The organism is Salipiger pallidus (genome assembly GCF_014643635.1).
Taxonomy (GTDB): domain Bacteria; phylum Pseudomonadota; class Alphaproteobacteria; order Rhodobacterales; family Rhodobacteraceae; genus Salipiger; species Salipiger pallidus.
Map to the genome: position 1 here is coordinate 100,236 of NZ_BMJV01000010.1, position 25,330 is coordinate 125,565.

At 65.7% G+C, this 25,330-nt stretch carries 22 protein-coding genes and 1 riboswitch; of the genes, 7 read left to right on the plus strand and 15 right to left on the minus strand.

Annotation, left to right across the window (positions count from 1 at the left end; translation table 11 throughout):
* Positions 1-77: 77 nt before the first annotated feature.
* Together IEX41_RS19155 and IEX41_RS19160 are read right to left on the minus strand one after the other, a co-directional pair.
* Positions 78-602: a hypothetical protein gene (locus IEX41_RS19155; RefSeq protein ID WP_188791929.1), complete on the minus strand. Its 525-nt coding sequence runs from the start codon at positions 600-602 to the stop codon at positions 78-80.
* 70 nt (positions 603-672) lie between these two features.
* A complete protein-coding gene (locus tag IEX41_RS19160) occupies positions 673-3,954 on the minus strand; it encodes a chemotaxis protein CheB (protein WP_188791930.1) in 3,282 nt (1,093 codons plus the stop codon).
* A 444-nt stretch (positions 3,955-4,398) separates the two neighbouring features.
* Here IEX41_RS19160 and IEX41_RS19165 point away from each other — a divergent pair, with 444 nt between their 5' ends.
* Together IEX41_RS19165 and IEX41_RS19170 are read left to right on the plus strand one after the other, a co-directional pair.
* Complete coding sequence (locus IEX41_RS19165) at positions 4,399-4,623, plus strand: type II toxin-antitoxin system ParD family antitoxin (RefSeq protein ID WP_308421519.1); 225 nt, start codon at positions 4,399-4,401, stop codon at positions 4,621-4,623.
* A gap of 9 nt (positions 4,624-4,632) precedes the next feature.
* Entirely contained in the window at positions 4,633-4,932 is a 300-nt protein-coding gene (locus IEX41_RS19170; RefSeq protein WP_188791932.1) for a type II toxin-antitoxin system RelE/ParE family toxin, read from the plus strand.
* A 46-nt stretch (positions 4,933-4,978) separates the two neighbouring features.
* On the opposite strand, the gene doeA is transcribed toward IEX41_RS19170, so the two are convergent.
* Positions 4,979-6,175 carry an ectoine hydrolase DoeA gene (gene doeA, locus IEX41_RS19175; RefSeq protein WP_188791933.1) on the minus strand — a complete coding sequence of 399 codons (1,197 nt, stop codon included), beginning with the start codon at positions 6,173-6,175 and terminating at the stop codon, positions 4,979-4,981.
* Positions 6,176-6,373: 198 nt separating this feature from the next.
* On the opposite strand from doeA, the gene IEX41_RS19180 reads away from it, so the two are divergent.
* The 3 genes from IEX41_RS19180 (at position 6,374) to IEX41_RS19190 (ending at position 9,817) form a co-directional block, all read left to right on the plus strand.
* Entirely contained in the window at positions 6,374-6,847 is a 474-nt protein-coding gene (locus tag IEX41_RS19180; protein ID WP_188791934.1) for an Lrp/AsnC family transcriptional regulator, read from the plus strand.
* Between the two features lie 114 nt (positions 6,848-6,961).
* Positions 6,962-8,416 (plus strand): NAD-dependent succinate-semialdehyde dehydrogenase, encoded by a 1,455-nt coding sequence (locus tag IEX41_RS19185; RefSeq protein ID WP_188791935.1) that lies wholly within the window; start codon positions 6,962-6,964, stop codon positions 8,414-8,416.
* A gap of 30 nt (positions 8,417-8,446) precedes the next feature.
* Positions 8,447-9,817 (plus strand): aspartate aminotransferase family protein, encoded by a 1,371-nt coding sequence (locus IEX41_RS19190; RefSeq protein WP_188791936.1) that lies wholly within the window; start codon positions 8,447-8,449, stop codon positions 9,815-9,817.
* Between the two features lie 430 nt (positions 9,818-10,247).
* Here IEX41_RS19190 and thiD read toward each other — a convergent pair whose 3' ends face one another.
* Genes thiD through thiM form a run of 3 tightly spaced genes read right to left on the minus strand, consistent with a single transcriptional unit; the run spans position 10,248 to position 12,450 of the window.
* The gene (thiD, locus tag IEX41_RS19195) at positions 10,248-11,054 is read right to left on the minus strand and encodes a bifunctional hydroxymethylpyrimidine kinase/phosphomethylpyrimidine kinase (RefSeq protein WP_188791937.1); all 807 of its coding nucleotides are present in this window, start codon (positions 11,052-11,054) and stop codon (positions 10,248-10,250) included.
* On the minus strand, positions 11,051-11,665 hold the full coding sequence (thiE, locus tag IEX41_RS19200; RefSeq protein ID WP_188791938.1) for a thiamine phosphate synthase: 615 nt from the start codon (positions 11,663-11,665) through the stop codon (positions 11,051-11,053). The genes thiD and thiE overlap by 4 nt, the downstream gene beginning before the upstream one ends.
* On the minus strand, positions 11,662-12,450 hold the full coding sequence (gene thiM, locus IEX41_RS19205; protein ID WP_188791939.1) for a hydroxyethylthiazole kinase: 789 nt from the start codon (positions 12,448-12,450) through the stop codon (positions 11,662-11,664). Before thiM ends, thiE begins: the two co-directional genes overlap by 4 nt.
* 56 nt (positions 12,451-12,506) lie before the next feature.
* A riboswitch (TPP riboswitch) is annotated at positions 12,507-12,604 on the minus strand.
* Positions 12,605-12,782: 178 nt separating this feature from the next.
* Between thiM and IEX41_RS19210 the strand changes: the two genes are divergently transcribed.
* Together IEX41_RS19210 and IEX41_RS19215 are read left to right on the plus strand one after the other, a co-directional pair.
* Positions 12,783-13,988 (plus strand): AAA family ATPase, encoded by a 1,206-nt coding sequence (locus tag IEX41_RS19210; RefSeq protein WP_188791940.1) that lies wholly within the window; start codon positions 12,783-12,785, stop codon positions 13,986-13,988.
* Between the two features lie 83 nt (positions 13,989-14,071).
* A complete protein-coding gene (locus IEX41_RS19215) occupies positions 14,072-14,695 on the plus strand; it encodes a hypothetical protein (RefSeq protein WP_188791941.1) in 624 nt (207 codons plus the stop codon).
* Positions 14,696-14,848: 153 nt separating this feature from the next.
* On the opposite strand, the gene IEX41_RS19220 is transcribed toward IEX41_RS19215, so the two are convergent.
* The 9 genes from IEX41_RS19220 to IEX41_RS19260 all read right to left on the minus strand — a co-directional run bounded on the left by IEX41_RS19220 (position 14,849) and on the right by IEX41_RS19260 (position 25,330).
* Positions 14,849-15,721: a VOC family protein gene (locus IEX41_RS19220; protein WP_188791942.1), complete on the minus strand. Its 873-nt coding sequence runs from the start codon at positions 15,719-15,721 to the stop codon at positions 14,849-14,851.
* Positions 15,709-17,400, minus strand: coding sequence for a thiamine pyrophosphate-binding protein (locus IEX41_RS19225; protein ID WP_188791943.1), 1,692 nt, complete (start codon positions 17,398-17,400; stop codon positions 15,709-15,711). Before IEX41_RS19225 ends, IEX41_RS19220 begins: the two co-directional genes overlap by 13 nt.
* 137 nt (positions 17,401-17,537) lie before the next feature.
* A complete protein-coding gene (locus IEX41_RS19230) occupies positions 17,538-18,662 on the minus strand; it encodes a c-type cytochrome (protein WP_229673376.1) in 1,125 nt (374 codons plus the stop codon).
* Positions 18,659-19,234 carry a cytochrome c oxidase assembly protein gene (locus IEX41_RS19235; RefSeq protein ID WP_188791944.1) on the minus strand — a complete coding sequence of 192 codons (576 nt, stop codon included), beginning with the start codon at positions 19,232-19,234 and terminating at the stop codon, positions 18,659-18,661. The genes IEX41_RS19230 and IEX41_RS19235 overlap by 4 nt, the downstream gene beginning before the upstream one ends.
* The gene (locus IEX41_RS19240; RefSeq protein ID WP_188791945.1) at positions 19,228-19,644 is read right to left on the minus strand and encodes a hypothetical protein; all 417 of its coding nucleotides are present in this window, start codon (positions 19,642-19,644) and stop codon (positions 19,228-19,230) included. The genes IEX41_RS19235 and IEX41_RS19240 overlap by 7 nt, the downstream gene beginning before the upstream one ends.
* Before the next feature lie 16 nt (positions 19,645-19,660).
* Positions 19,661-22,216, minus strand: coding sequence for a cbb3-type cytochrome c oxidase subunit I (locus IEX41_RS19245; RefSeq protein WP_188791946.1), 2,556 nt, complete (start codon positions 22,214-22,216; stop codon positions 19,661-19,663).
* A gap of 5 nt (positions 22,217-22,221) precedes the next feature.
* Positions 22,222-23,181 (minus strand): cytochrome c oxidase subunit II, encoded by a 960-nt coding sequence (gene coxB, locus IEX41_RS19250; protein ID WP_188791947.1) that lies wholly within the window; start codon positions 23,179-23,181, stop codon positions 22,222-22,224.
* Between the two features lie 115 nt (positions 23,182-23,296).
* The gene (locus tag IEX41_RS19255) at positions 23,297-24,247 is read right to left on the minus strand and encodes a sugar-binding transcriptional regulator (protein ID WP_188791948.1); all 951 of its coding nucleotides are present in this window, start codon (positions 24,245-24,247) and stop codon (positions 23,297-23,299) included.
* Between the two features lie 78 nt (positions 24,248-24,325).
* Positions 24,326-25,330 (minus strand): ABC transporter permease, encoded by a 1,005-nt coding sequence (locus tag IEX41_RS19260; RefSeq protein WP_229673378.1) that lies wholly within the window; start codon positions 25,328-25,330, stop codon positions 24,326-24,328.

The window sequence follows — 25,330 nt, forward strand, 5'->3', positions numbered from 1 at the left end:
GACTGGTCTGTCCCTGACAGTTTCAGAAAAACGAACTGCTTGCACGTGCAACCTTGGGGCGTTTCAAAGTTGTTGCGTCAGGGGTCTCCGGCCTCGCCATCCGTCGCGTTGGGCGGCAGGCTGTCCGTGCCGGAGGTATCAGGGCGCGCGCTGTCGGGGTCGGTAGATCGGTCCTGCAACTCCGCCGGGGCGCCGGACGCCAAAGCAAGCATGTCCATTCGCTGCGTCACGAGGAAAAGGTCGAGCAGGTCACCCCTGGCTTCCGCGATGCGGATCACCACAGACTGGATGCCGGCAAAGGCCCGCTGCGCGATTATTCGGATCCGCATGAGTACCAGCGCGCTGTCCGCCAACGCATGTCGTTCGAATCCGGTTACGGAAAGACCGATGTCCTTGGGCAGCCGCATCAGGAGGAACGAGGCAAAGTCCGCCACAAACGCATTGCGCAGCGGAACCGGCACGAAGAACGAATTGAGCGAACGCATGTTGCCACGCACAGCTTCCAGCTTGTCCACGAACCATTCATTCGTGTCCACGTCGCGGTGAAGCGAAATCGTGACCTTTGTCGTCATATCAGCCATTTGCCTACCGGCTGTTGTCATCCCGGTGCGATCCTTCTGCTTCCGGAAACATCGCGGCATAAGATTAACAACCCGTTAATGGGTGTGATCGTCAATTCGCTTTTTCTGGGTAGTCTACCGCTTCGATGAATCCGTAGCATTCGGTGACACGCCCGTTTTGCTCCCGCGTCGCCCTCAGGTTGCAGTGCAGGCGTTTCGGATGCTTCAGCGCATCGAACGTCACGGTGATCTCGGCAGCGAGCTGCCCTGGCGGGATCTTGTCCTGCAGGGCACTCAGCCAAGCGACGGCGGCGTTGTCCCTATCGTCAACGGTCGGCAACGGCACCGAGTTCCGGGCGCCGCTGGTCTCCAGCAGCGCTGCCAAGGTGCCGTTCCAGTGCAGGCTACCGTTGTGCAGGTCATGGATGAAATAGCCGATGCCGCGCCGTTCGGCGATCTCTTCGAAAAGGGCCACCATCAACTCCTTTTTGCGAAACGCTGATACATCGCGCAGCACCCCAGCCAGCCCCCTGGAGCTATCTTCCAGAGTGACTTGGAAGATTCCGCATTCACCGGGGAATATCGACCCATCGGCGCGCCGGATCCGGGCATGAAAGTGCCCGTTGCCTCCCCGTTCAAACACGTCCTCGTGCAGCTTTCGAACCCGCTGGTAATCCTCGGGGTGGATCCTTGCACGCATTTCGATGTCGTAATCGCATGGCCCCGTCGGCGCTCCGATCAGGGCGCTCATCGAAGGCTCGTAGCTGGCTTCACCGGTGTCGAAGTTGCAGTGCCACGTGGCCAGCCCGCCGAAATCCCGCAACGTGTCCAGCAGCAGGACCCGGCCACTGTCTTCGCGCACCCAGCGCACCTGGATCACGAGACCCACGAGACGATCATCGTAATCCGATATCGGCTCGACCTGCAGTTCGTAGCGGCTCGTGCCCTTCTGGAATGTTTCGCGCACGCCTTTGTGGTCATTCATCACGCGCATGCAGATCCCCACCAGCTCAGGGTACCCTTCGGGCTGCTGGCATTGCGACAGGTGGCCGAAGCCGGTGCCGTGTTCACGCAGGGCGAAATTCGCCATCGCCTCCTTTGAAGCGTAGCGGATCACCAACCCCTGATCCACCATCATGGTGATCGAGGGCAGGTTGTCGATCAGCCCGTTCATCTCGATCGACAGCCGCTCGAGCTGCGAGGAATTGACCAGCAGTTCCTCATTCAAGGTGATGAGCTCCGCGTTGGTGGTCTGCAGTTCCTCGTTCGCCGATTGCAGCTCTTCGTTGACCGACTGCAGCTCTTCGTTCGAGGTTTGTACCTGCTCAATCGTCACCTGCAGGGCGTCACGGGTGCGCGCCAGCTCCTCCTCGAGATAAGTGACGTATTCGCTGGGCTCATTGCTCGACTGCACCGCGGTGGTGGTTTGCTCGGTGCGAATTCCAATGAGGACAAGATCCTCGGATTCCTCCTCGTGGCTGCCCACCGGATAGGCCGATACCTGGGTCACGAGGCCGTTGCGGCCTTCGAGCGCGTGCCACTGCCCCGAGCGCATCTGCTTATGCTCGAGGGCTAGCAGGGAGAGGCTGGCTGCATCCCGGGCCAGGGGTTTCTTCAGGATGGACAGCCCCACGGAACTGAATGTCAGGTCGGTCAGGCCGGCATACGGGGCAAGATCGCCGTAGACCCGCATGATCGTGTTCTCGCGGTTGACCAGTACCCCGTCAGACACCACCGACCGCGCCAGCCGGTCGAACAGAGCCCATTCGTCCTGCCCCCGGTCATCGTTCGGCAGCGTCCTGTGCCCCCCCGATGACCGATGCCCGTCGACCGGTGGCATCTGCTGCGGTCCGGGCGTCGCCGGCTTGCCGGCGGTTCCGTGCTCGCGCCGCCGGAACAGCCGAATCGTGGGTGCCACGGGGATGAAACCGCCATCCATGGCGCCCAGTGTTTCCGATGTCCCAAGGAACAGCAGACCGTTGGTGCGCAGCGCAAACAAAACCCGCGTCAGGACACGCTCCTGGAGGACGTTGTTGAAGTAGATCAGGACGTTGCGCATGCTCACAAGGTCAATGTTGATGAACGGCGCGTCCTGGAAGATGTTGTGCCGCGAGAATTTGATGAAGCTGCGAAGCCTCTGCCGGACGACGATGTGGTCCGATTGCATCTCGAAATAGGACTTCAACAGACCGGGCGGGATGTCCGCGCCCGCCGCCACCGGATAGTGTCCCTTGCGCGCGACGTTGAGCGCATTCTCATCGATGTCGGTGGCAAAGATCTGCAGATCGTCTGGCTCTACTTTGGTCAGCCCGCCCATGGCCTCGCAGGCCAGCATGGCGATGGAATAAGCCTCTTCGCCGGTGGCGCAGCCCGAAATCCAGATGCGCAGTGGCCCGGGTGTGGTCCGGTTCGCGACCAAGTCGGAAAGCGTATCCGCCAGGACCTGGAACTGGTCGAAATCGCGAAAGAACCGGGTCACCGATATGAGCAGGTCCCGGTAGAGCGCCTCCACCTCGTCCTCGGAGCTGCGGCAGAGCTGGATGTACTCTTCGAAATCCTCGATTCCCTTTGCTGACATGCGCCGCAGGATACGTCGGTTGAGGGTGCTTGCCTTGTATTGCCGGAAATCCACCATCGTCTGACCGAGCAGAATGTCGAACAGATCCCGGTTGCGGCTGTTGTCGCCGCTGATCTTGTGCAGCTTATTCAGGTCCCGGGTGTTTTCGAGGATATGCTGGATGTGCTCGCCGATCTGCTGCGGCGCAAGCATCAGATCGACGCAGCCGGTGCGGATCGCCGCCTCGGGCATGGCGGAATAAGTGCAGGTTTCCGGTTTCTGCGCGATGGTGATGCCACCCTTTTCGCGGATGGCGCGGATTCCATAGCTGCCGTCGCCCCCGGTGCCGGACAGCACGACGCCTACGGCCCCCTCGCCCAGTTCGTCCGCGAGCGAAATGAACAGCCGGTCCGCAGAAGGTCTCTGTGACGCGGGATGGCCTGTGGGTTTGACCAGCCGGAACGAGCCATCACGGTAGACCACGTCGAATCCCGGCGGCGCGACGTAAATGACACCCGGGCTGACCTTGCTGCGGCGCTCCAGCTCCTGGACCGGCAGCCGGGTTTCTCGTGCCAGCAGCTCCGCCAGCATGCTCTTGTGGGTGGGTGAGGCATTCTGGGCAATCACGAAAGCACAATCGAAATTGCCCTTCAGCCCCTGTAGCAACCGCGAAATCGCATTGAGCCCCCCGGCCGAGGCAGCGATGCCGATGACCGGGACCGGGACCGGGACCGGGACCGGGACCGGGACCGGGACCGAAGGCTCGCCAGGCGGCTCCACGGAAGCTGCACCGGTGATGTCCTCCGCAGGGGAGTTGTCGTCGGTCTCTTCGGCCATGCACCCCCCAATGGCAAAAACCTCATCAAGTTTACCCGCCAGGGTCGATATTTCAACGATTTACATGATCTTTATCAATAATAATGCCGCTTTGGTTGAATTGTGTACGAAACGGAAGACCAGTATCACCGGGAGAGGCTCGCAAGTGCATGAGATCGAAAGGTTTTTACGAGGGGTTACCGTCAGGATCTTATTATCCGACAATATCTATCAACTATTTGAAAACATTGGATTATCTGTTGACGCGGCTTCGCGTTACACGTATTCGTATCTCAACAGCAACGCATCTATCCACCCAGCCAGGCAGCAAGACGCCACCCAGCAAGGCAGACAGACAGCGCAGCTACGGACGGGCGGATCCTTGGATCCGCCTTTTTCCGTTCCGGCCCTCTCAACAAACTTGACAATCTTTGCCAAGATGGCGATCTTTTACCGATGGCAACGATGAATGTCTCTCTTCCGGACCCGATGAAATCATGGGTCGAGGACCGCACCCGCGGCGGGCGCTACAGCAATGTCAGCGATTACGTGCGGGATCTGATCCGGCAGGATCAGCAGCGCCAGCAGACCCTTGCCGAGATTCAGGGTTTGATCGACGAAGGGCTGGTCAGCGGACAACCGCAGGCTTTCGACATAGGCGATTTCATCGCCTCGAAGCGTACTGACTGATCTGAAGCCATGCCCCGCACCATCCTGATGCGCCCCCGCGCCCGCGCGGATCTCAATGCCATATGGGATCACACGGTGGCGACATGGTCACAGGCACAGGCTGAACGGTACGTCTCCGGGCTTGGTGCGACGCTCGATTTGCTGGCGGAGTTTCCCGAAACCGCGCGCCTGCGCGAGGAGTTTTCACCCCCGGTTCGACTGCATCTCTACCGCGCGCATTTCGTGGTCTTCACCGATGATGACACGCGGATCGAGGTGATCCGCGTGCTGCATGCCCGGTCCGACTGGCGGCGCGCACTGGGGGACTGAGCATGTGGACAAAGGGGAGCGGACCAAAGGCCCCTCCCCCGCTAGGTCAGTTTTTCACCAGCATCTTGCGCGGCAGGTCGCAGAAGACCTCGGGAGCACCGTCGGTGATGGCGATGGATTCCGTGGTCTCATACCCCCAGCTTTCCATCCAGAGGCCGGTCATGAAATGGAAGGTCATGCCGGGGCGCAGCTCTGTCCGGTCGCCGCGGCGCAGCGACATCGTGCGCTCGCCCCAGTCGGGCGGGTAGCTCAGGCCGATGGAATAGCCGCAGCGGTTGTCCTTGACGATCCCGCGCTTCTCGAGGGAGTTGAAGAAGGCATCGGCGATATCATGGCAGGTGTTCCCCGCTCGCGCGGCATCAAGTCCCGCTTCCATCCCCTCGATCACCGCCTTTTCCGCATCGAGAATGTCCTGCGGCGGCTTGCCGAGGAAAATCGTTCGCGACAGCGGCACGTGGTAGCGCTGGTAGCAGCCGGCGATCTCGAAGAAGGTGCCCTCGTTCGCCTTCATGGGCAGATCGTCCCATGTCAGGTGTGGCGCGGCAGCATCGGGACCTGACGGCAGCAGCGGCACGATGGCGGGGTAGTCGCCGCCATGGCCGTACCATTCGTCATAGCGCAGGCCCGCATCGTAGATCTCGGCCACGAGATCGCATTTGCGCACCCCTACGTCGACCTTGTCGGCGATGCGGTGATGCATCCGCTCGACGATGCGCGCCGCCTGGCGCATGTATTCGAGCTCCTTCTCGGACTTCACCGACCGTTCCCAGTTGATGAAGCCGGTGGCATCCTTGAACTTCGCATCGGGCAGGCCGTTCTGCAGCCGTTCGTAGGCGCGAGCCGAGAACCAGTAATTGTCCATCTCGACCCCGATGGTGCCCTTGGCCCAGCCCATGTCGGTGAGCTTCTGGCACAGGTATTCCATCGGGTGGCATTCGGTGGACTGCACATAGTGGTCGGGATAGCCGATGACGTTGTCGCGGCTGATCCAGACGGTCCGGTAGGCACCGTTGGCATCCTGCAAGCGGCCGAACCACACCGGGTCGCCCGTAGGGCCGATGACCACGCATTGGTGCACGTAGAAGGACCAGCCGCCGTAGCCGGACACCCAGGACATGTTCGACGGATCGCTGAGGATCAGCATGTCGAACCCCTGTTTTTCCATCTTGGCACGTATGCGGACGAGGCGTTCGCGGTATTCTTCGGTCGTGTAGCGCTCAGGCGTTCTCTGCAGCTTGTTCATGGTGGCCTTTCGGTGATTCCGGGCCGCGGCGCAAATGGTGCGGAGGCCCACATCCAAAGATCTGGCTGGTCTTGCGCCCCGGGTAAAGCCTTGTGACGTGCCAGCCTTGCACAAGGCACCTTAAAATCCGTCAAACGCCATCCCCGAGGCACAGCAGAGCAGATTGACAAACCTGCACGGTGCCACAACAAGCAAGGGATGCAGACCCGCCTCGACGATCGCGATATCGCCATTCTTGCCACCCTCAGCCGTGAGGGCCGCATCGCCAAAACCGAGTTGGCGGCGCGGGTGAACCTGTCGCCGACCCCCTGCTGGGACCGGATGAAGCGGTTGGAAAAGGCAGGGCTGATCGTCGGATACCGGGCCGAGATCGACCTTGCCGCCCTTGGACCGCATGTTCAGGTCTTCGTCACGGTCGAGCTGGAAAGCCACAAAGCGGAAAGCTTCCAGACCTTCGAGCGCACCATCGCCCGCATGGATCAGGTGACATCGTGCTGGGCCATCGGCGGTGGCTACGATTACCTCATGCAGGTGGTCTGCAAGGATGTCGTCGCCTTTCAGGATCTAATGGACGGCCTGTTGGAAAGCCGCGCCGGGGTGCGGCGGTATTACAGCTACATCGTGACCAAGCCAGTCAAGGCCGACGCCCCCGCGCTGGGTTTGCTGCGCTAGCAAAACCCTCTGCCGAATGCCCTGTGAACAGAGAAATCCTCTGCGGGTGGCGGTAAGGTCAGGCAAAGCCTCTGGCCGGGGCATGGGACTTTCATGGTGAAAGGAGTCCCTGCCATGACTCATATGCCAAACGGACTGACTGCCTGGCTCACCGACGCAAGCCTGCTGCGTGACGCGGGCGACTTTGCAGGTGCGGGCCGCCTTGCGGTGCGCGACCCCGCCACGGGCGAGCTGGTGGCACAGGTGTCGCTCAGTGATGCCAAGGGCGCGCGAGATGCCGTCGATGCCGCACATACGGCTTTTGCCACATGGTCCACCATGCTGCCGCAAAAGCGAGCCGAGATCCTGCACCGCTGGCACGATCTCATCATGGACGCGAAGGAAGATCTCGCCCGCATCATGGTGGCTGAACAGGGCAAGCCGATCTCGGAAGCGCGGGGCGAAATCGATTACGCCGCGAGCTTCGTGCAGTTCTACGCTGAAGAGGCGCTGCGCCCGAACATTGAGGGCGTCACATCGCATCTCGACGACGCCGAGATGGAGCTGTGGCGCGAACCCGTGGGGGTCGCCGCACTGATCACACCGTGGAACTTCCCCTGCGCCATGATCACCCGCAAGGCCGCCGCCGCGCTCGCCGCCGGCTGCACCTGTGTCATCCATCCTTCGGCGGAAACGCCCCTGTCGGCGCTGGCGCTGGCCGAGCTTGCCGCCCGCGCAGGTTTTCCCGAGGGCGTCATGAGCACCATCGTCGGGGACGCTGCCACCATCGTCGGGGAATGGACCGGCGATGCCCGCGTCCGCGCGCTGTCCTTCACCGGCTCGACCGAGGTGGGGCGGCTGCTTTACCGCCAGTCGGCGGACACCATCAAGCGGCTGGTGCTGGAACTTGGTGGTCACGCACCGTTCATCGTCTTCCCGTCGGCGGACCTTGACCGCGCGGTGTCCGAGGCGGTGAAGGCCAAGTTCGCCACCTCCGGGCAGGACTGCCTTGGCGCCAACCGGTTCTACGTGCACCGCGATGTCTACGACCAGTTCTGCGAAAAGTTCGCTGACGCTGTAAAAGCCCTGACCATGGGCAAGGGCGCGGACGATCCCGATATCGGACCGCTGATCCACGAACGCGCCATCGCCAAGCAGAAGCAGCAGGTGGCCGACGCCGTCGCCAAGGGCGCGAAGATCCTTGTCGGCGGCAACGTCGACCCGCTCGGCCCCCTGTTCTTCCAGCCGACCGTGCTGGCAGATGTTACCGACGAGGCGGCGATCATGTCCGAGGAGAACTTCGGCCCGGTCGCCCCCATCACCCCCTTCGATACCGAAGACGAGGTGATCGCCCGCGCCAACGCCACGGAATACGGCCTTGTGGCCTATGTCCACAGCCTTGACCCACGCCGGATCTACCGCATGACCCGCGCGCTTCAGTTCGGCATGGTCGCGGTCAACCGCACCAAGGTCACCGGCGCGCCGATCCCCTTCGGCGGCACCAAGCAATCCGGCCTTGGCCGGGAAGGCGCCCGCCAGGGGCTCGAGGCCTTCACCGATATCAAATACGTCTGCCGCGACTGGGGCTGAGCCCCCTGCCGCGAGAAAGGAACAAGACATATGCTTCGCAATGACATGCTCGAGAAGTGGGACCGCGACAGCTTCTTCCACCCCTCAACCCATTTGGCCGAATTCGCCCGTGGCAACGCGCCCCAACGGGTGATCCGCACCGGTCAGGGCTGCCACATCGAGGACCGTGACGGCACCCGCCTGCTCGATGCCTTCGCCGGTCTCTACTGCGTCAACGTCGGCTACGGGCGCACCGACATCGCCGATGCGATCGCCGAACAGGCGCGCGAGCTGGCCTATTACCACGCCTATGTCGGCCACGGCACCGAGGCTTCCATCACCCTGGCGCAGATGGTGCTCGACCGCGCGCCGGAGGGCATGAGCAAGGTCTACTTCGGCCAAAGCGGCTCGGACGCGAACGAGACCAACATCAAGCTGGTCTGGTACTACAACAACATCCTCGGCCGCCCCGAGAAGAAGAAGATCATCTCGCGCTGGCGCGGCTATCACGGGTCGGGCCTGATGACCGGCTCGCTGACCGGGCTCGAGCTCTTCCACAAGAAGTTCGACCTGCCGCTGGCGCAGGTGATCCACACCGAGGCGCCTTACTACTACCGCCGCGATGATCTCGACCTCAGCGAAGAGCAGTTCACCGACCACTGCGTCGCCGAGCTTGAGGCGCTGATCGAACGTGAGGGCGCCGACACCATCGCCGCCTTCATCGGCGAGCCGGTGCTGGGCACTGGCGGCATCGTGCCCCCGCCCGCAGGCTACTGGGACAAGATGCAGGCGGTGCTGAAAGAGCATGACATCCTGCTGATCGTCGACGAGGTCGTCACCGGCTTTGGCCGTCTTGGTACCATGATGGGTTCGGATCACTACGGGCTGAAGCCGGACCTTATCACCATCGCCAAGGGCCTCACCTCCGCCTATGCGCCCCTGTCCGGTTCCATCGTCGGCGAGAAGATGTGGAAGGTGCTCGAAAAGGGCACCGATGAGAATGGCCCAATCGGCCACGGCTGGACCTATTCGGCGCACCCCATCGGGGCCGCGGCGGGCGTGGCCAACCTCAAGCTGATTGACGAGCTGAACCTCGTGCAGGCGGCGGGTGACACCGGGGCCTATTTCCAGAACGCTCTGAAGGACGCGCTCGGGAATCACGCCAAGGTCGGCGAGATCCGGGGCGAAGGCCTCATGGCCGCCGTGGAATTCGTGGCCGATCGCGACAACCGCACCTTCTTCGACGCCTCGGAAAAGGTCGGCCCCCGGGTGGCTGCCGCGCTGCTGGAACACGGCGTCATCGGGCGCGCCATGCCGCAGGGCGACATCCTTGGCTTCGCCCCGCCCTTCTGCATGACCCGCGAGGAAGCGGATGAAGTTGCCGGCAAGACCGCAAAGGCCGTCGCCTCGGTCCTGGGCTAAGCTTCGCTCGCCAGCAACTCAAAGCCCCTGGCCCGCTAACGGGCCGGGGGCATTTCTGTTTCTTTTCAGGAGTGACTGTCCGCGAAGATGGCGTCCTCCGCGCCTGTGAGATCTGGCCGGTGAAGGGGCTCTTCGGCGTTTACATTCCAAAAACCGTGGCATTCGGCGATCTCTATTACGTCAGCGTAGCAAGCTGAGCATGATGTACCGTCCGGTGGCCCGGTTTCCTGGACCTGCCTTCTCACATCAGACAGAGACCGCGATACTTGTGGGTGGCAGGTCGGGCCTCGGCCCATGGACATCTGTTGAATCTCGGCCCACGGACCCACCACCTGGGGCGTCTCGGTGGGTGTGGTCAAGCCAGGGCGGTGACAGGCCTTCGGAACGGCCATTCGTGTCAGCAGCTACGCGGCAAGGCCGCTGGTGACCCTCATGAGAGGGCTTTCTCGAACGCATGGAAATGGTGCACCGGGCCATGGCCCGCGCCCACCGACAGCCTGTCGGCGGCGGCAATGGCCCCGGCGATATAGGTCTTGGCGGCGGTGCAGGCCTCGGGCAGCGACAGCCCATGGCCCAGCTGCGTGGCCAGCGCCGAGGACAGGGTGCAGCCGGTGCCGTGCGTGTTGCGCGTGGCGTGGCGCGGACCGGGCAGCCAGAGCTCGTCTTCGGTGGTCACCAGAAGATCCTCGCTGGTCTCGCCGCCAAGGTGGCCGCCCTTGAGCAGCACCGCCCCCGGCCCGAGCGCCAGCAGTGCCTGCGCCTGCGCGCGCATGGTCTCGCGGTCCGTGGCCTCGGGCTGGCCCAGCAGGTCCGCCGCCTCGGGCAGGTTCGGGGTGATGATGCTGGCGCGCGGCAGGGCATGGTCGCGCAGCGCCGCGACGGCGGCGGCGGCCAGCAGCCGGTCTCCGCCCTTGGCGACCATCACGGGATCAAGCACCACGGGACACTCCAGCCCCTTGAGCGCGTCCGTCACGCAGGCAATGACCTCGGCATCACCCAGCATGCCGATCTTGACCGCGTGGATCTCGATGTCCTCGCGGATGGCGGCGGCCTGTGCCGCGATCATATCGACATCCACGAGGCGCACGGCGCTGACGCCACGGGTGTTCTGCGCGGTCAGCGCGGTGAGCACGCTCATGGCATAGCCGCCATTGGCCGAGATCGCCTTGATGTCGGCCTGAATGCCCGCGCCGCCCGACGGGTCAGAGCCGGCGATTGTCAGGATGTTGGGGATCATGCGTTGCTCCATGCGGTGACGAGGGTGCGGGTGGCGGCCTCCATGTCCGCCGCGCGCGAAATGGCCGACACCACGGCAAGGCCGGCCCCGCCCGCCGCGCGGATCGGCGCGGCGTCGCGGGCGGTGATACCACCGATGGCAAGGCAGGGCAGCGCCGTGGCGCGGGCGATGGCGGCAAAGCCGTCATGGCCGATGGGCGCGGCGTGGTCGGCCTTCGACACCGTGGCATAAACCGGCCCCACCCCGAGGTAATCCACTCCTGCGGGCACGTGGGGCAACTGCGAGGCCTCCTCGACCGACAGGCCCAGAACCATGTCCGGGCCGATGCGGGCGCGGATCGCGGCGGGATCGCCGTCGCCCTGTCCGACATGCAGCACCGGCGCGCCGACCGCGATGGCCACGTCGACCCGGTCATTGATGACCAGTTGAGCGCCCAATGGCGCCAGACGCTGCATCAGCACCCGCGCGAGCTCTGCGAAGTCACTGTCGGGCATGGTCTTGTCACGCAGTTGCACCCAGCCCGCCCCACCGGTCGCGGCAGCGATGGCCTGTGCGGTCACCGGTTCGGACGCCCCCGCATCGGTGACGAAACAGATCGGAGGGATGCTCATGCCTCGGAGATCCTCGCACGGGCGGTGACCTCGTCCGCGCCCAGCATGTAGAGCGCATCGAGGAACGCCGGCTGGAACGAGCCCGGCCCGAACGCCGCGCCCCCGGCCTCTTCGCCCGCGATGCCGTAATAGGCCAGCGCCGCGACGGTGGCGTCGAAGGCATCCTGCCCAACGGCGAAGGCGGCGACGATGCCGGTCAGCGAACAGCCCAGCACCGTGACGCGCGGCATCATCGCATGGCCGTTGGACACCCGTGCGGCGCGACTGCCATCGGTGACGAAATCGACCTCGCCGGTCACGGCGACCACCGCACCGGTGTCGCAGGCAAGGCTGCGCGCGGCGTCCTCGGCTGCGGCCACCTCGTCAGCGGCATCGGCGCCTTTGCCCGCGGCCCCCTGCCCCGCCAGCGCGAGGATCTCGGACGCGTTGCCCCGGATCACCGTGGGCCTGAGCGCCAGAAGCCGCTGGCCGAGATCCCGGCGGTACGCCGTCGCACCTACCGCCACCGGGTCCAGCACCCATGGCTTGCCTGCGCCCGAGGCAGCGCTTGCGGCCTGCTCCATCGCCTCGGCCCAGGGCGGGGACACGGTGCCGATATTGATCGTCAGCGCCTGCGCAAGGCCCGCGAACTCGGCGGCCTCCTCGCGGGCGTGGACCATGGCGGGAGACGCCCCGGCGGCCAGCATGACATTCGCCATGACGTTCATCGCCACGTAATTGGTGATGTTCTGCACCAGCGGCGCGGTCGTGCGCATCTGTTCCAGGTGGTGGCCTGCATCGATCATCTCGGTCTCCTCCGTACGGGACAGCCGGGACAGACGAGCGGGGCGTGGGGGCGGTCCCTTGCCATGCCGCGCCTCCCTCCGCCGGCATGACCCGGTTCAGGTTCAAAGGGTCCGTCTCAGCCCGGCCGATCACCGCGCGCCCCTGTCGCTTGTGTCTCATCCGTCGCATGGCGCGCGAAGGTCGTCAACCGTCGCTCGGCGGCAGGCCCGGGGGGGCGGATCGTCGTGAAAGCGCCGCCCCAACAACCTTAAACCATCACAGAGGTGCCCTAATCTTAGCTACTTCAAGGCAAATGGTTCGAGTTCAGCAACCGTTAACCCGGAGCACCTCAATGCCCCAGCGCCCCCCCTTGCCGGATGATCTCAAGGAGCTGAAGACCATGGTGCTTGCGGCCCCCGAGGCCGAGGCGCTCATGACCGCCTACCTCACCCTCGTGGGCCGTTGCCGTGACAGCCAAATCATCCGCGCCGCCTTCGACGGTGTCCCCAAGGAGGGCTATTCCAACCAGATCCGTGACCGCGTGTCCAAGATCCTGCTGGCGGCCGACGATGCCTACGGGGCCGCCCACTGGGCACCTTCGCAGGTGCCAAGCGACGGTGACAACGTCTACCCCCTGTTCCCCGCGTTGCCTCCCGGCCTTGCACAGGGGGACGCCCCCGGAGCCGATGAGCCCGCCGATAGCCACCCGGTTGCCGGACTTGCCGATGTCGCCGCACCGGCATCCCTGAAAACCCGGTTGCGGCGAGAAATCGTCGGACCGTTCCGGGATGCGGCCCAGGACGGCCACCCGCCCGCGCCAGAGGGCGGTGTCCTGATCTATGGCCCTCCGGGCTGCGGCAAGACCACGCTGGCGCAGGCGCTGGCGGCGGAATGCGGGGCCGGACTGCGGACAAGCACCGAAGACAACCGGGCTTCTGCCGGGGCGGCGCGGGACCACATCGTACGGCTCTTTGCTGATGCAGGCACGGAAGAGCCTACGGCGATCTTCCTCGACCAGTTCGAGGGGCTGGCCCACCATGACCGGATGCAAGCCCCCCGGTCCGTCGACGGGACGGTGTCGACCCTTCTGGCAGCGATCGACAGCCTTGGGGACGGTGCGGGTGGCGTTCTTCTGCTGGCCGCCACCAACGCCCCATGGTCCATCGATGGGGCCTTCTGGCAGGCGGGCCGGTTCAACCGAGAGATCTTTGTCCCGCCGCCTGACATGGGTGCGCGGGAGTTCATGCTGCAACGCCTGCTCGGAGCTCATCCCACTGCGCCCGGCCTTGACCTCGCGCCGATAGCAGAGGCCACTCCGGGCTATTCCGGCGCGGACCTGTTGGCGCTGGTCGAGCTGGCCCTCGATTACGCCGTCGAGGACAGCGAGGCGCGCGGCATGCTCTGTCCGGTGTCCCGCGTTCACCTGTTCGAGGCCCTGCAGGACGTCCCCGCCACCACCGGCGCGTGGCTGGCCCGGGCGCGGACCGAGCTAAAGCAGGGAAGGCTGGGCGCGCCGTTCGACGATCTAGCCGCGTATCTGCTGGGCGAGGGGGATTAGCGCCGCGTCAGGGCAAGTGGCTTGCCGCCGATGGCGCGCGCGGCATCTTGCTAAGGAGCGGGGCGGGATCTAACTCCCCTGCCATGGGCTCCAAGATCTTCCTCCTCGACTCGCATGACGACGGCAGTGGCCGTCTGACCCTTACCACCCGTGGCGGCGGCGCCGGCATCCGCCGTCTGTCCTGCGACCTGACGCCGGGCGATCTGCAACAGCTGGTGCTGTTCTCCGAAGCCAATGACATCCGCCACAGCCTTGGGGATCCTCAGCCCGCAGAGGTGGCGCTGGACGGGCTAACCGTGCGCCACGATCCCGCGCGCGACGAGGTGACGCTGATCCGCCAGTCCGGCTTCAACGAACAGAGCGCACAGGTGGCCACCGCGCTGTTCCGCGACGAGCTGGCGGGCGCGGTCGATCTGTGCCTCACGCTGGCAGCCGCGTCCAAGCATGGCGAGCTGCTGCGCGAGATGATCGCCGAGGCCCCCCTGCCCGCGCCTGCCGGTCTCACACCGGACGAAACCGAGGCGGTGCAGCACCGCCTGCGAGAGATCGCGCTGATGCTGCTGGCGCAGACCGCGTCCGAGCGTGGCTCGGACCTCGGCAAGTTGCTGCGGGCCAAGAAGTCCCGCGAGGCCGCACGGGCTGAGGTCGAGGGCTTCGTCACCGCTCTTGCCGCCGGTCTGCTGCCACGGCAGGGGGCCGAGGCCTGATATCGCAGGCCATGGCGCTGCCCTGAAGGAGGTGCCATGGCCGGCGCCGACCTGGGGAAGATCGCGTGCTGCGGGCCGTGCGCCGTAGCATGACGTTCGGGACGATCGCCCCCGGATCCACTGCCCTGCCGGGCAGCAAGGGCATGGGGCAGGTCAGCTTCGGGCTGGCTCGAACAGGAACGCCCCCGGCCCCAGCGCGGCTCCGAAGGGCAGCGCCACCGCCGTGCCGACCTTCCGCGCACCGGGCAGGCCGATGAACCGCCCGGGATCCGCCACCGCGATGCGCAGCCCCGCAAGGCAGGACACCCCCGGCGCGACTGCCTCGCCCAGCAGCGCGGTGGCCTGCGCCTCGGGCAGGATCTCGAGCGTTCCGACATCCAGCGAAAGCTGCAGGCCATCGCCCCGAGGCGACGCGCTGCGACCGATGATCGCTTCGAAACGGCGGGCGGTCCCGACCGGGTCGGGAGAGGACAGGATCAGGCTGCGCAGGGCCATGGCGCCGTTGTCATGCCGCGTCCATTGCGGCTGCCACATGGCAGCGACATCGTGATGGGTGAGGGTCTGGACGCGGCCCTCGGGCATCTCGCCCGCCGCAACGCGGGCCACGGTGAACCGCGCATCCAGCGTCCCGACCTTGCGCGAAAACCTCACCAGCGGGCGCATGGGCAAGCCGCTCGCCTCAAGCTCCGCATGGCGGGTTTCGGCATCGGCCACGCCGAAGGCAACAAGGTGCAGCCCCGCACGCCGCGACAGGGCCGCAGAGAATTCGCGCCCGATGTCGGTGTCGGCGGTGTGAAAGAGGATCTCGAGGTAGCCCTCCTCCAGCATGACGCAGATGTTGCCGGTCCCCGTCGGGCCGGAAATGCCGGTTTTGGGGTCCGGGCGCACCTGCACCGAGCGCGGCGTGACGGTGAACCCGAGACTGCGCAGGCGCTGCTCGGCGGCTCCGGGGTCGGCCACGAAATGCCCGGTGTGATCCAGCGTGATCTCGCCGGGGCCGGGCCGGTTCGGGCTTAGCCCATCCACCGGCGCACCGGCGCGTTGGCTTCCTCGAGCGGCTGGCAGACCACGTCCACCAGAGTCGGGCCATCATGGGCCACCGCCTCGCGCAGCACGCCCTCGAGCTGCGCGGGATCCTCGACCCGCCACGATTTCACGCCGTAGGCCGCAGCCACCGCCGCCTGATCGACGCGGTTGAAATCGACGTTGTAATAGCGCGAGCCCTTGTCGGCCATCTGGCTTGCCTTGATCCAGCCGAAGTTCGAGTTCGAGAACACCACGAAGGTGATGTTGGCCCGGCTGCGGCAGACGGTTTCCAGCTCGCCCACCGTGAACCCGAAAGATCCGTCGCCCATCAGTGCCACGACCTTGGACGAGGGCCTCCCGTACCACGCCCCAAGCGACGCCGAGAGCGAATAGCCAAGCGCCCCGTGCGCACGGTTGGTGATGAAATACCGCCCCGCCAGTTGCTGGCTGTAATAGGCGGAATAGTAGGGGCAGGAGGTGCCGGGGTCGGACACCACCGTGGCATCGGGCGGCAGCACCTTCATGAGGTCCGAAATCACCCGCTCGGGGCGGATCGGGGCGTTTCCATCAGCGGCGATGCGGTCGAAGATCTCGAATTTGCGGCGCTTGATGTCGGCCACCGCAGCCGCCCCGCCGAAGGTCGAAAGGCCCTGTGCGCGACGATCGAGTTCGGCATTCACCATCCCCAGCGACAGGCGCAGATCCCCCACGACGCCCACTTCCGTGGGCAGGTTCGCCCCGATCACCATGGGATCACTGTCGAAATGCACGATGCGGGTGCCGATGCTCGGCGCTTCCCACCGGGCGGTGGTGGTCGATCCGGCGCGGCAGCCCATGAAGATCACGAGGTCCGCGGCCTCCATCATCTCCCAGGTCTGGTCAGTGCCGCCGTTCGAGCCCACCACACCGAGCGCGTTGGGGTGCGTATCGGCAAGCGAGCCCTGACCCGAGATCGAACTGGCCACAGCGATATCAAGCCGCGTCGCGATGCGGTCGAGTTCCGCCATGGCACCCGAGATTACCACGCCGCCACCGCAAACGATGAGCGGCTGTTTGGCCGACAGGATGGCGTCGACGGCGGCCTCGACCGCGGCGGCTTCGGGCCCGGTGCGGTAGGCGGGGTAACTGGCAAGCTGCGGGTCGGCCCAGATGTCCGAGGGGTCAACGCTGTCGTACTGGATGTCGTAGGGCAGCCCCAGATGCGCCGCGCCCGAGCGCCCGGTGGTCATGGCGCGGAAAGCGGTGCGGACCATGCGCGGGATATGCGCGGCCTGCTTTATCACGGTGTTCCACTTGGTCAGCGGGCGCATGAGCGCGTCTTGGTCGACCTCGGTCAGGGGGTATTTGCCATAAGAACCCACGGAGATGTCCGAGGTGATCCCGAGCACCGCGTAGGAGCTTTCCGAGGCCTCGATGAGCCCCGGCAAGATGTAGGTGGCGCCACCCCCTGAGGGCCCCTCGCAGACGCCGGGGCGGCTAGTGACGCGGGAATAGGCGTCAGCCATGTAGGTGGCCGAGCGTTCGTCGCGGGTCAGCACGTGGTCGATCTTGTGATCGAGCAGGTGCATGGCATCGTAGAAGGGCAGCGTGGTGTCGCCGCAAAGGCCGAAGATATGGCGAACGCCATGGGCTTCGAGCATGCGCACCATGGCTTCGGCGCCGTTCATCTGGTTGTCCAAGGCCTTGTCACTCCCACTGATTGTCCCGGCATGTATTCCCCAATGTATACATTGATGGGTGCAGCGGAGCAAGGGCTGTGCAAAGTCAGCCTGCGGGCAGCGGAGTGGTCCGCGACCCGCTGCCCGGAAAACAGGCGTCAGCGGGTCTCGATCATGGGACGCAGGCGGGCGTAATAGGCGGCGATGTCGGCGATGTCCTCGTCGGTAAGGGGCTTTGCCGCGGCCTCCATCAGGTGCGCGCGGGGCGTGGTGGGCACCGGGCCGTCGCGGTACATCTTGAGCCAGTTGTAGATCCAGTAGCCGTCCTGCCCGGCAATCCTCGGGGTGTCGTCGCGCCGGGGGGCAAGGCCGTCGTCGCCGCCGCCCTCGTGGCAGGAGGCACAGCTCGCAAGGTCCGCGTGCTCATCGCCCCGCTGCGCCAGTTCCGCGCCGCGCTCGGCGTTGCCCATGGGCAGGGGCGTGCCTTGCCACAGGGGCTCCATTTGCGAATAGCGCGCAGCGATGCCGATGCGGGTGTCCTCGGACAGCGGCGCGGCAAGGGGCTCCATGAACCCACTCTCGCGGTGACCCTCGGCATAGGCCTCAAGCACCGCCCGCAGCCATTCCGCCGATTGCCCCGCAAGGCGCGGCGCGGTGCCGTCCCGGCCTTGCCCGTCCTCGCCATGGCAGCGGGCGCAGCCCTGATCGGGCGCGATGGCTCCCGGCAGCCCGCCGAACCGCACTCCGGCGCTGTTGTAGGCACCGCCGAAGGCCGCATCCTCGAAGGCGGCGCGGTCAAAGGTCTCGTAGCGCGACAGGAATGCGGCAAGCGCCCATGGCTCGTCGTCTCGGCCTTCGCCCGGCCAGCTGGGCATGCCGGTGTACTTGAAGCCGTGGCGCGCGATCCACCAGTATTCCGGCGCGTCGTAGTCCCCCGACAGCATCGGCGGCGCGGGCTGCATCCCCTGCACCACCGGGTTGCGCGGGATGCCGGGCGCGCCGTGGCAGGTCATGCAGCCGGTGGCGAAATGCCCCGCGCCAAGGCGGATGAGGCCCTCGTCGTCGAGGTTCACATGCTCGGGCACCTCGACGCCCCAGCCGCGGGTGGTGACGACGTTGCGCAGGTACTGGTGCAGCACCACGCCCACGCCCGGCAGGTGCGGCTTGCTGGCGGCGATGTTGTAGACCCCCAGCCAGTAGAAGGCGTTGCCCCCGATCACCAGCGCAGCCAATGCGCCACCCGCCCAGAGCTTCCAGCCTGTCATGCGTTTCCAGCGCGTCATGCCCGCGTCTCCTCGAGTTTCAGTGCCGAGCCGAGGCGCGACAGCGCCGCAACAAGGTAGATGGCGCCGCCGCCGCCCGCCATGAGCGCCCCGGCCACCTGCTGTTCCTGCAGCGCCGTGAGGCCCAGGTGCCCGGCGCAGATGCCGCCGTAGAGGTCGCGCGGCGACAGGCCGATGAGCGCGCCCAGAAGGGTCATGTGCATGGTCGTCGCCAGCAGCACGATCCCCCCGCCAAAGCCACCCGCCCCGCGTACCGTCGCCCAGAGCGCCATCCCCGCGCCGAGAAAGCTTAGCTGTTCCAGCGCGAAGCCCATGGTGGTGAAGCGCGCCCAGAGGTGCGGCCCCGGCAGGTGCCAGCCCCAGACCACCACCATTTCCGCAACCGCCCCCAGCGTCAGGGCCATGGCCCCGGCGGGCAGTGCGATGCGCGGCCCCCAGAGCAGCGGCACCGCCAGCGTGACCCCCAGATGCAGCACCATGTGCAGCACCATGGATCCCGTGGCGAGCACCGGCAGGGGCCCCAGCCAGAGTGCCGCCAGAAGGGCAAGGGCAAGGACGCGGCGGGTCAGCATGAGCCGAGGATCAGGCCGGGGATCACGGTAAAGCCGATGGCCACCACCGACAGGATGCACAGCAGCAGCGAGACATGGCCGATGAACCGGTCCCGCCCCCGTTCGGAGCTTTCGGTGATCTCTTCAAAGATCACGAAGACCCCGCCGTAGCGCCGCACCGCGATGACCCCGAGCCACACGATAAGCGCCGCGCAGACCAGCCCCATGGCGGCGATGATCCACGCAGGGGTGACCAGCGAGGCGCCGATCTTGGCGCACCAGACCGCGGCCAGCACGTAGCTTGCCACGAAATGCACCGCCCAGATCGTGGGGGCCGCCGCCATGATCCAGATGGACCCCTGCCCGATGAGGCGCGGCGCATCTCCGGGCGGGCCATAGGGGCCGGGCTGTTTGTCGGATTCATAGCGCATCAGTACACCCCCATCATCAACTTACCCCCATGAGGATCGGGAACAGGGCCAGCAGGGCAAAGATCACCACCGCCGTGAGGGCAAGGAAGTGGGTGAACAGCGTGAGGTTCATCATGTCCGCGCGGTAGTCCGGCGTGCAGATGCCGCGCCAGATGCGGGCCGCAACGTAAAGATGCATGAGCCAGCTCAGCAGCAGGTGCAGGAACAGCCACAGGATCAGCATCCACACCATGGCGTCGAAGCTGTGCACCGTGGGATCAAGGCCCTTGGTATACGCCGACCACGCCCAGGCCCCGATGCCAAGGCCGCCCACCGGCAGAGCGCCTGCCAGCAGGACCATCGCCCGGCCGCGTCCGCCCTGCCCCAGCAGCTTGCGCGCGGCGACGCACATCAGCCAGCTGGCCAGCAAGAGCGCGGTGCCGATCAGCAGCCAGCCGAAGGACGGCAGCTTGTCTGCGGTGGGGAAGAAGTCCGGCAAGGCGGTCCAGTAGAAGAAGTAGCTGAACACCAGCCCCATGAAGGCGGTCATGTCGCCGGTCATGGTGATGAACACCGCCCACCAGCCCGGAGACCGGTTGCCCTGTGCGTAGGTCGGCAGGGTAAGGCCCCGGCCCGCGTACTTGGTGGGGTTCTCGGGGATCTCGGACGTGCCGGTCCAGAGCCACCAGAGGGTGAATGCGATGAACCCCGCCCCGAACATCAGCGTCAGCGTCCACAGGTGGAAGGTGGCAAGGATGAACACCGCGCCAAGGCACACCGCCGATCCGATGGTCAGGAACGTCGGCCCGCCCACCCGCTGCACGTAAAGGGGCCGCGCGTCGAGGATGTCGGTGACGATCAGCTCGCGCTTGCCTTCCTCGGCGTCGGGCAGGAACCATTCGCCGCGGTCGATCTCGTCCACCACCTCGGGCTGTTCCCACAGGGGATAGCGGGTGTGGATGTAGGGGATGGAGCGCACGCCCCACGGCTTGTCCGGCACCTCGGCGGCCCATTCCATGGTCCCCGCGCGCCAGTGGTTGCGCTTGACGTAAGGGGCCTTGCCGCGCGGCCAGAGAACGTTGACCGCCAGCACCGCAAAGCCCGCCGCGAAGACGAAGGCCCCGATGGTGGACACCATGTTGAGCACCGCCCAGCCGTCGGTCAGATCATAGGTCCAGACCCGGCGCGGCATGCCCATGACGCCGGTCCAGTGCATCGGCAGGAAGGCCACGTTGAAGCCGCCGAACATCAGCCAGAAGGACCAGCGGCCAAGCTTGTCGCTCATCGCCTTTTGCGTGACGAAGGGATACCAGTAGTGGATACCCGCAAACAGCGGGAAGAGCATGCCGCCGATCAGCGTGTAATGCATGTGCGCCACGACGAAGTAGCTGTCATGCGCCTGCCAGTCGAAGGGCACCAGCGCCACCATCACGCCGGTGAGCCCGCCGAAGACGAAGATCGCCAGCGCGCCGCCCGCGAACAGCATCGGCACCGAGGCGCGCACTTTCGACACGAGCATGGTGGCGATGAAGCAGAAGATCTGGATGCCCGTTGGCACCGCCACCGCCTCGGACGCCGCCGAGAAGAAGCTCAGCGAGATTTCCGGCAGCCCAGTGGTGAACATGTGGTGCACCCAAAGCCCAAAGCTGAGGAACGCCACGCCGACCGCGCTCAGCACGATCCAGCTATGGCCCACCATGGGACGGCCCGCGAAGGTGGGCAGCATGGTGGCGATGAGGGCGATGGACGGCAGGAAGATGATGTAGACCTCCGGGTGGCCGAAGATCCAGAACAGGTGCTGCCACAGCAGCGGATCGCCGCCCCGGTCCACGTCGAAGAAGGCCCAGCCGAAGGCGCGCTCCATCTCGAGCAGCAGGTCCCCGGCGATCAGCGGCGGGAAGGCAAAGAGGATCATCCCCGCCACCACCAGCACGTACCAGCAATACAGCGGCATGAGGTTGAGGCGCATTCCCGGCGGGCGGCATTTCAGCACGCCGACGATGAGTTCCACGGCGGCGGCGATCGAGGACACCTCGATGAATGACAGGCCCAGAAGCCAGATGTCCGCGCCAAGGCCGCTGTAGTCGGTGTTGGACGATAGCGGCGTGTACATGAACCAGCCGCCATCGGGTGCCACCCCGAAGAAGATCGACCCGCAGACGAAGACGCCCCCGATGATGAAGCACCAGTAGCCGAAGGCCGACAGGCGCGGGAACGGCAGGTCGCGCGCCCCGAGGATCTCGGGCAGGACAAGGATCGCCACCGCCTCGAAGATCGGCACCGCGAAGAGGAACATCATCGCCGTGCCGTGCAGGCTGAAAAGCTGGTTATAAAGGCTCTGGCTGAACAGCTCGTTGTTCGGCACCGCCAGCTGCGCCCGGATCAGCAGCGCGAGGATGCCGGCGAAGGTGAAGAACGCAAACGAGGTCAGCAGGTACCACTTGCCCACGTAGCTGTTGTTGACCGCCGAGATGTGCCGCCAGCCGACGGGCTTGGCCCATGTGGCCATCAGCCGTTCGCGCTGCGCCTCGTCGCGGGCCTTGTCGTAGGGCTCGGGCGGGGGCAGCTTCGACAGGTCGATCTCTTGCGTCATGTGGCTCAGTCCAGGCTCATGAGGAAGGCGACAAGCTGATCCAGCCGCGCGCCATCGAGGTTCGGATAGGGGGGCATGTCGATGTCGGGCTTCATCTCGTGCGTGTCGGTGATCCAAGCCGCCATGTTATCCGGCGTCATGTCATAGATCCCCGCGCCCAGCCGTTCGCGGCTGGCAAGGTGGGTGAGGTCCGGGCCAACGGGGCCGACGGCTTCGGTGCCGCGGATGGTGTGGCAGGCGCCGCAGCCTTCGTCGAGGAAAACGCCAAGGCCCGCGTCATCCTGCGCCACCTCGGCAGGCGACGCCTCGTGCGCGAGCCAGTCGTTGAAGGCGGCCTCTTCCATGACGATGGCATCGAAGCGCATCAGCGCGTGGGCCCCGCCGCAGAATTCGGCACAGAGCCCGCCCCAGCTGCCAGTTTCCACGGGCGTGAGGGTCAGCTCGGTTTCGCGTCCGGGGATCATGTCCATCTTGCCCCCCAGCGCGGGCACCCAAAAGCTGTGGATCACGTCATCGGCGGTGAGCTTGAAGAGCGCGGTGTTGTCCACGGGCAGGCGGATTTCGTTGGCGGTGACGACGTCGCCCTCGGGGCTTTCGTAGATCACCCGCCACCACCAGCGCTCACCGTCGACGCGGACGGTCAGGTCGCCCTCCTTGGTGGTGATGTCGCGCAGGATGACAAGGCCCCAGACCAGCAGGGCGCAGACCACGACAGTGGGAATGACCGCGCCGCCCCAGATGATGAACTGCCGAGCCTGTTTCTCAAGGCTTGGGTCCACCTGCCGGCGGTGGGCATAGACCGCCGCGCCGATGACGAGGGTCCAGATGACGGCAGCGCCGACCACGAGAACCCAGAACAGCTGTTCCACCCGGATCGCCTCGGCCCCGCCGGAGGCAAGCCAGTTGTGTCTGCCCTCGCAAGCCCCGAGGACAAGCGGAAGGCCAAGAAGGAAAATGCGCCGCAACCGCTCTGCCCTGTTTGGTACCGTGATGAATGGTTCTGGAAAAATTGGCTTTCCAGACGGAACACCCCGGTGCTCACACAGGTTCCCGATCTCGTGAAAGAAAGTGAGGTTGTGCCTAGCGGCGGTCGGCGCAGAGCCGCGCGGCGACCTCTTCGTCGGTGACGAGAACGGATGGGGTCAGCATCAGCATGGCGGCGCGGATGATCGTGTACTTGTGCCATCCGCCCGAGGCGAAGACCAGCTTGCGGCATTTCGCCAGATCATGCGGATCGACGGCGAACACCCGGTCGTTCACCGGATGGTCGACGATCTGCCCCTCGGCATCGACGAACCGGCAGAGCACGTCCCCCACCGCCCCCGCCTTTTCCAGAGAGGTGATCTCGCCTTGGGTCAGCAGCCCGTACTGGGCAAAGATGGAATGCGGGGTCAGATCGCCCAGCGACAGGATCGCCATGTCGAGCGCCTGCGCCCGCTCCGACAGCTCGCGGATGCCGCCGTGGGCCATGAGCGCATCGCGGGTGGTGGCATCGGGGGCGAAGACCGGCCCAGCCATGAGAAAGCACTCCGCCGACAACTTGTCCGCCACCCGCCATGCGTATTCCGACGGGTTCACGCGGGCCACCCGCGTCAGCCCGCCCAGGAGCGAGATCACCTTGAGCCCGTTGGCCCCGCGCTGTTCGATATAGGGCACGCCGCTCACCAGCGTGGATCCCCAGCCAAGACCGATGGACATGTCGGGCCGCACCGCACCGTTGAGGTAATAGGCCAACTCGCGCCCGATGATGGAGTTGAGCGCACTGCGGTCCTTCGTGGGCGTCGGAACCACGATGGCACGCTCGAGACCCCAGAGCCGTTCCAGCTCGCGCTCCAGCGCGACACAGCCCGACAGCTTTGTGGTGACGCGGATCTGCACGCTGCCGTCCTGCCTTGCGTTGGCGAGGATGCGAAGCACCTTGGCCCGCGTCAGGCCCACCGCCTGCGCCACCTCGTCCTGCGTCATGCCTTCGGAATAATACAGCCACGCGATGCGGGTCTTGAGGTCTTCTGCGACGTCGGTCTCTGCCATGCGCATGGTCCTTTGCGGCAAGGGGCGCCCGTGCGGCGCCCCCTCCCCTTCGGTCATAGCAGAGCCCTGGGCCACGGGTCAGCCCCTGCGGCGCAGAAGGTCGACAAGGATGGCCACAAGGACAACACCGCCGACGATGACCCGCTGCCAGAAGCCCGACACGTTCATCAGCACCGTGCCGTTGGCCAGCACCGCCAGCAGCAGCGCGCCCAGCACCGTGCCCACGATGGACCCCTGCCCGCCGCGCAGCGAGGTGCCGCCAAGGATCGCGGCGGTGATCGCCCCCATCAGCCAGCCTTCGCCCACCGAGGGCTGGCCCGCATCCATGCGGCTTGCGAACAGGATGCCTGCCAGTGCCGACAGCATCCCCGCCAGACCGAAGGCAAGGAACTCCACCCGGTTGGCTCGGATGCCCGCAAGGATCGCCGCATCGCGGTTGCCGCCCACCGCAAAGATGTTGCGGCCAAACCGGGTCTGGCTGAGCATCCACATCAGCACGATCGCCGTGGCGAAGAAGATCACCACCGGCACCGGCAGGCCGAGGATCTCACCCTTGCCGAAGATCTGGAATTGCTCGCCCAGGGGCCGGATCGGGTAGCCCTTGGTGATGACCAGCGTGAGGCCCGCAAAGATCTCCCACGTGGCCAGCGTTACGATGAAGGGATTGAGCCTCAGCCCCGCGACGAAGAAACCGTTCACCGCCCCGAGAAAGAAGCCGAAGGCCATGGTGAAGGGGATGACGAGGTAAGGGTGGATGCCCCATTGCGTCAGCGCCAGCGCGCCCACGATGGACGACAGCCCTGCCGCCGCGCCGACCGAAAGGTCGATCCCGCCCACCAGAAGCACCAGCGTCTGCCCCAGCGCCACGAGGCCCACGAAGGCCGCCTGCCGCATCACCACGGACACGTTATAGGCCGACAGGAAGTTGTCGGTGGCAAAGGCCAGCAGGGTGAACAGCACCGCCAGCGCGACGAGCACGCCGCTGGCCTCCCACGCCCAGAAGCGCTGAACCAGCGTCTTCTTGCGGCGTGTCCGGATGTTTGGCGTGTCGGTCATCTCGGCGGTATCCATGGTACGTTCCAT

Excerpts from the sequence above, each read along its gene's own strand:
- IEX41_RS19155 (WP_188791929.1), bottom strand. The coding sequence starts at position 602 with ATGACAACAGCCGGTAGGCAAATGGCTGATATGACGACAAAGGTCACG.
- IEX41_RS19160 (WP_188791930.1), bottom strand. The coding sequence starts at position 3,954 with ATGGCCGAAGAGACCGACGACAACTCCCCTGCGGAGGACATCACCGGT.
- IEX41_RS19165 (WP_308421519.1), top strand. The coding sequence starts at position 4,399 with ATGAATGTCTCTCTTCCGGACCCGATGAAATCATGGGTCGAGGACCGC.
- IEX41_RS19170 (WP_188791932.1), top strand. The coding sequence starts at position 4,633 with ATGCCCCGCACCATCCTGATGCGCCCCCGCGCCCGCGCGGATCTCAAT.
- doeA (WP_188791933.1), bottom strand. The coding sequence starts at position 6,175 with ATGAACAAGCTGCAGAGAACGCCTGAGCGCTACACGACCGAAGAATAC.
- IEX41_RS19180 (WP_188791934.1), top strand. The coding sequence starts at position 6,374 with ATGCAGACCCGCCTCGACGATCGCGATATCGCCATTCTTGCCACCCTC.
- IEX41_RS19185 (WP_188791935.1), top strand. The coding sequence starts at position 6,962 with ATGACTCATATGCCAAACGGACTGACTGCCTGGCTCACCGACGCAAGC.
- IEX41_RS19190 (WP_188791936.1), top strand. The coding sequence starts at position 8,447 with ATGCTTCGCAATGACATGCTCGAGAAGTGGGACCGCGACAGCTTCTTC.
- thiD (WP_188791937.1), bottom strand. The coding sequence starts at position 11,054 with ATGATCCCCAACATCCTGACAATCGCCGGCTCTGACCCGTCGGGCGGC.
- thiE (WP_188791938.1), bottom strand. The coding sequence starts at position 11,665 with ATGAGCATCCCTCCGATCTGTTTCGTCACCGATGCGGGGGCGTCCGAA.
- thiM (WP_188791939.1), bottom strand. The coding sequence starts at position 12,450 with ATGATCGATGCAGGCCACCACCTGGAACAGATGCGCACGACCGCGCCG.
- IEX41_RS19210 (WP_188791940.1), top strand. The coding sequence starts at position 12,783 with ATGCCCCAGCGCCCCCCCTTGCCGGATGATCTCAAGGAGCTGAAGACC.
- IEX41_RS19215 (WP_188791941.1), top strand. The coding sequence starts at position 14,072 with ATGGGCTCCAAGATCTTCCTCCTCGACTCGCATGACGACGGCAGTGGC.
- IEX41_RS19230 (WP_229673376.1), bottom strand. The coding sequence starts at position 18,662 with ATGACGCGCTGGAAACGCATGACAGGCTGGAAGCTCTGGGCGGGTGGC.
- IEX41_RS19235 (WP_188791944.1), bottom strand. The coding sequence starts at position 19,234 with ATGCTGACCCGCCGCGTCCTTGCCCTTGCCCTTCTGGCGGCACTCTGG.
- IEX41_RS19240 (WP_188791945.1), bottom strand. The coding sequence starts at position 19,644 with ATGCGCTATGAATCCGACAAACAGCCCGGCCCCTATGGCCCGCCCGGA.
- IEX41_RS19245 (WP_188791946.1), bottom strand. The coding sequence starts at position 22,216 with ATGACGCAAGAGATCGACCTGTCGAAGCTGCCCCCGCCCGAGCCCTAC.
- IEX41_RS19255 (WP_188791948.1), bottom strand. The coding sequence starts at position 24,247 with ATGGCAGAGACCGACGTCGCAGAAGACCTCAAGACCCGCATCGCGTGG.
- IEX41_RS19260 (WP_229673378.1), bottom strand. The coding sequence starts at position 25,330 with ATGGAACGTACCATGGATACCGCCGAGATGACCGACACGCCAAACATC.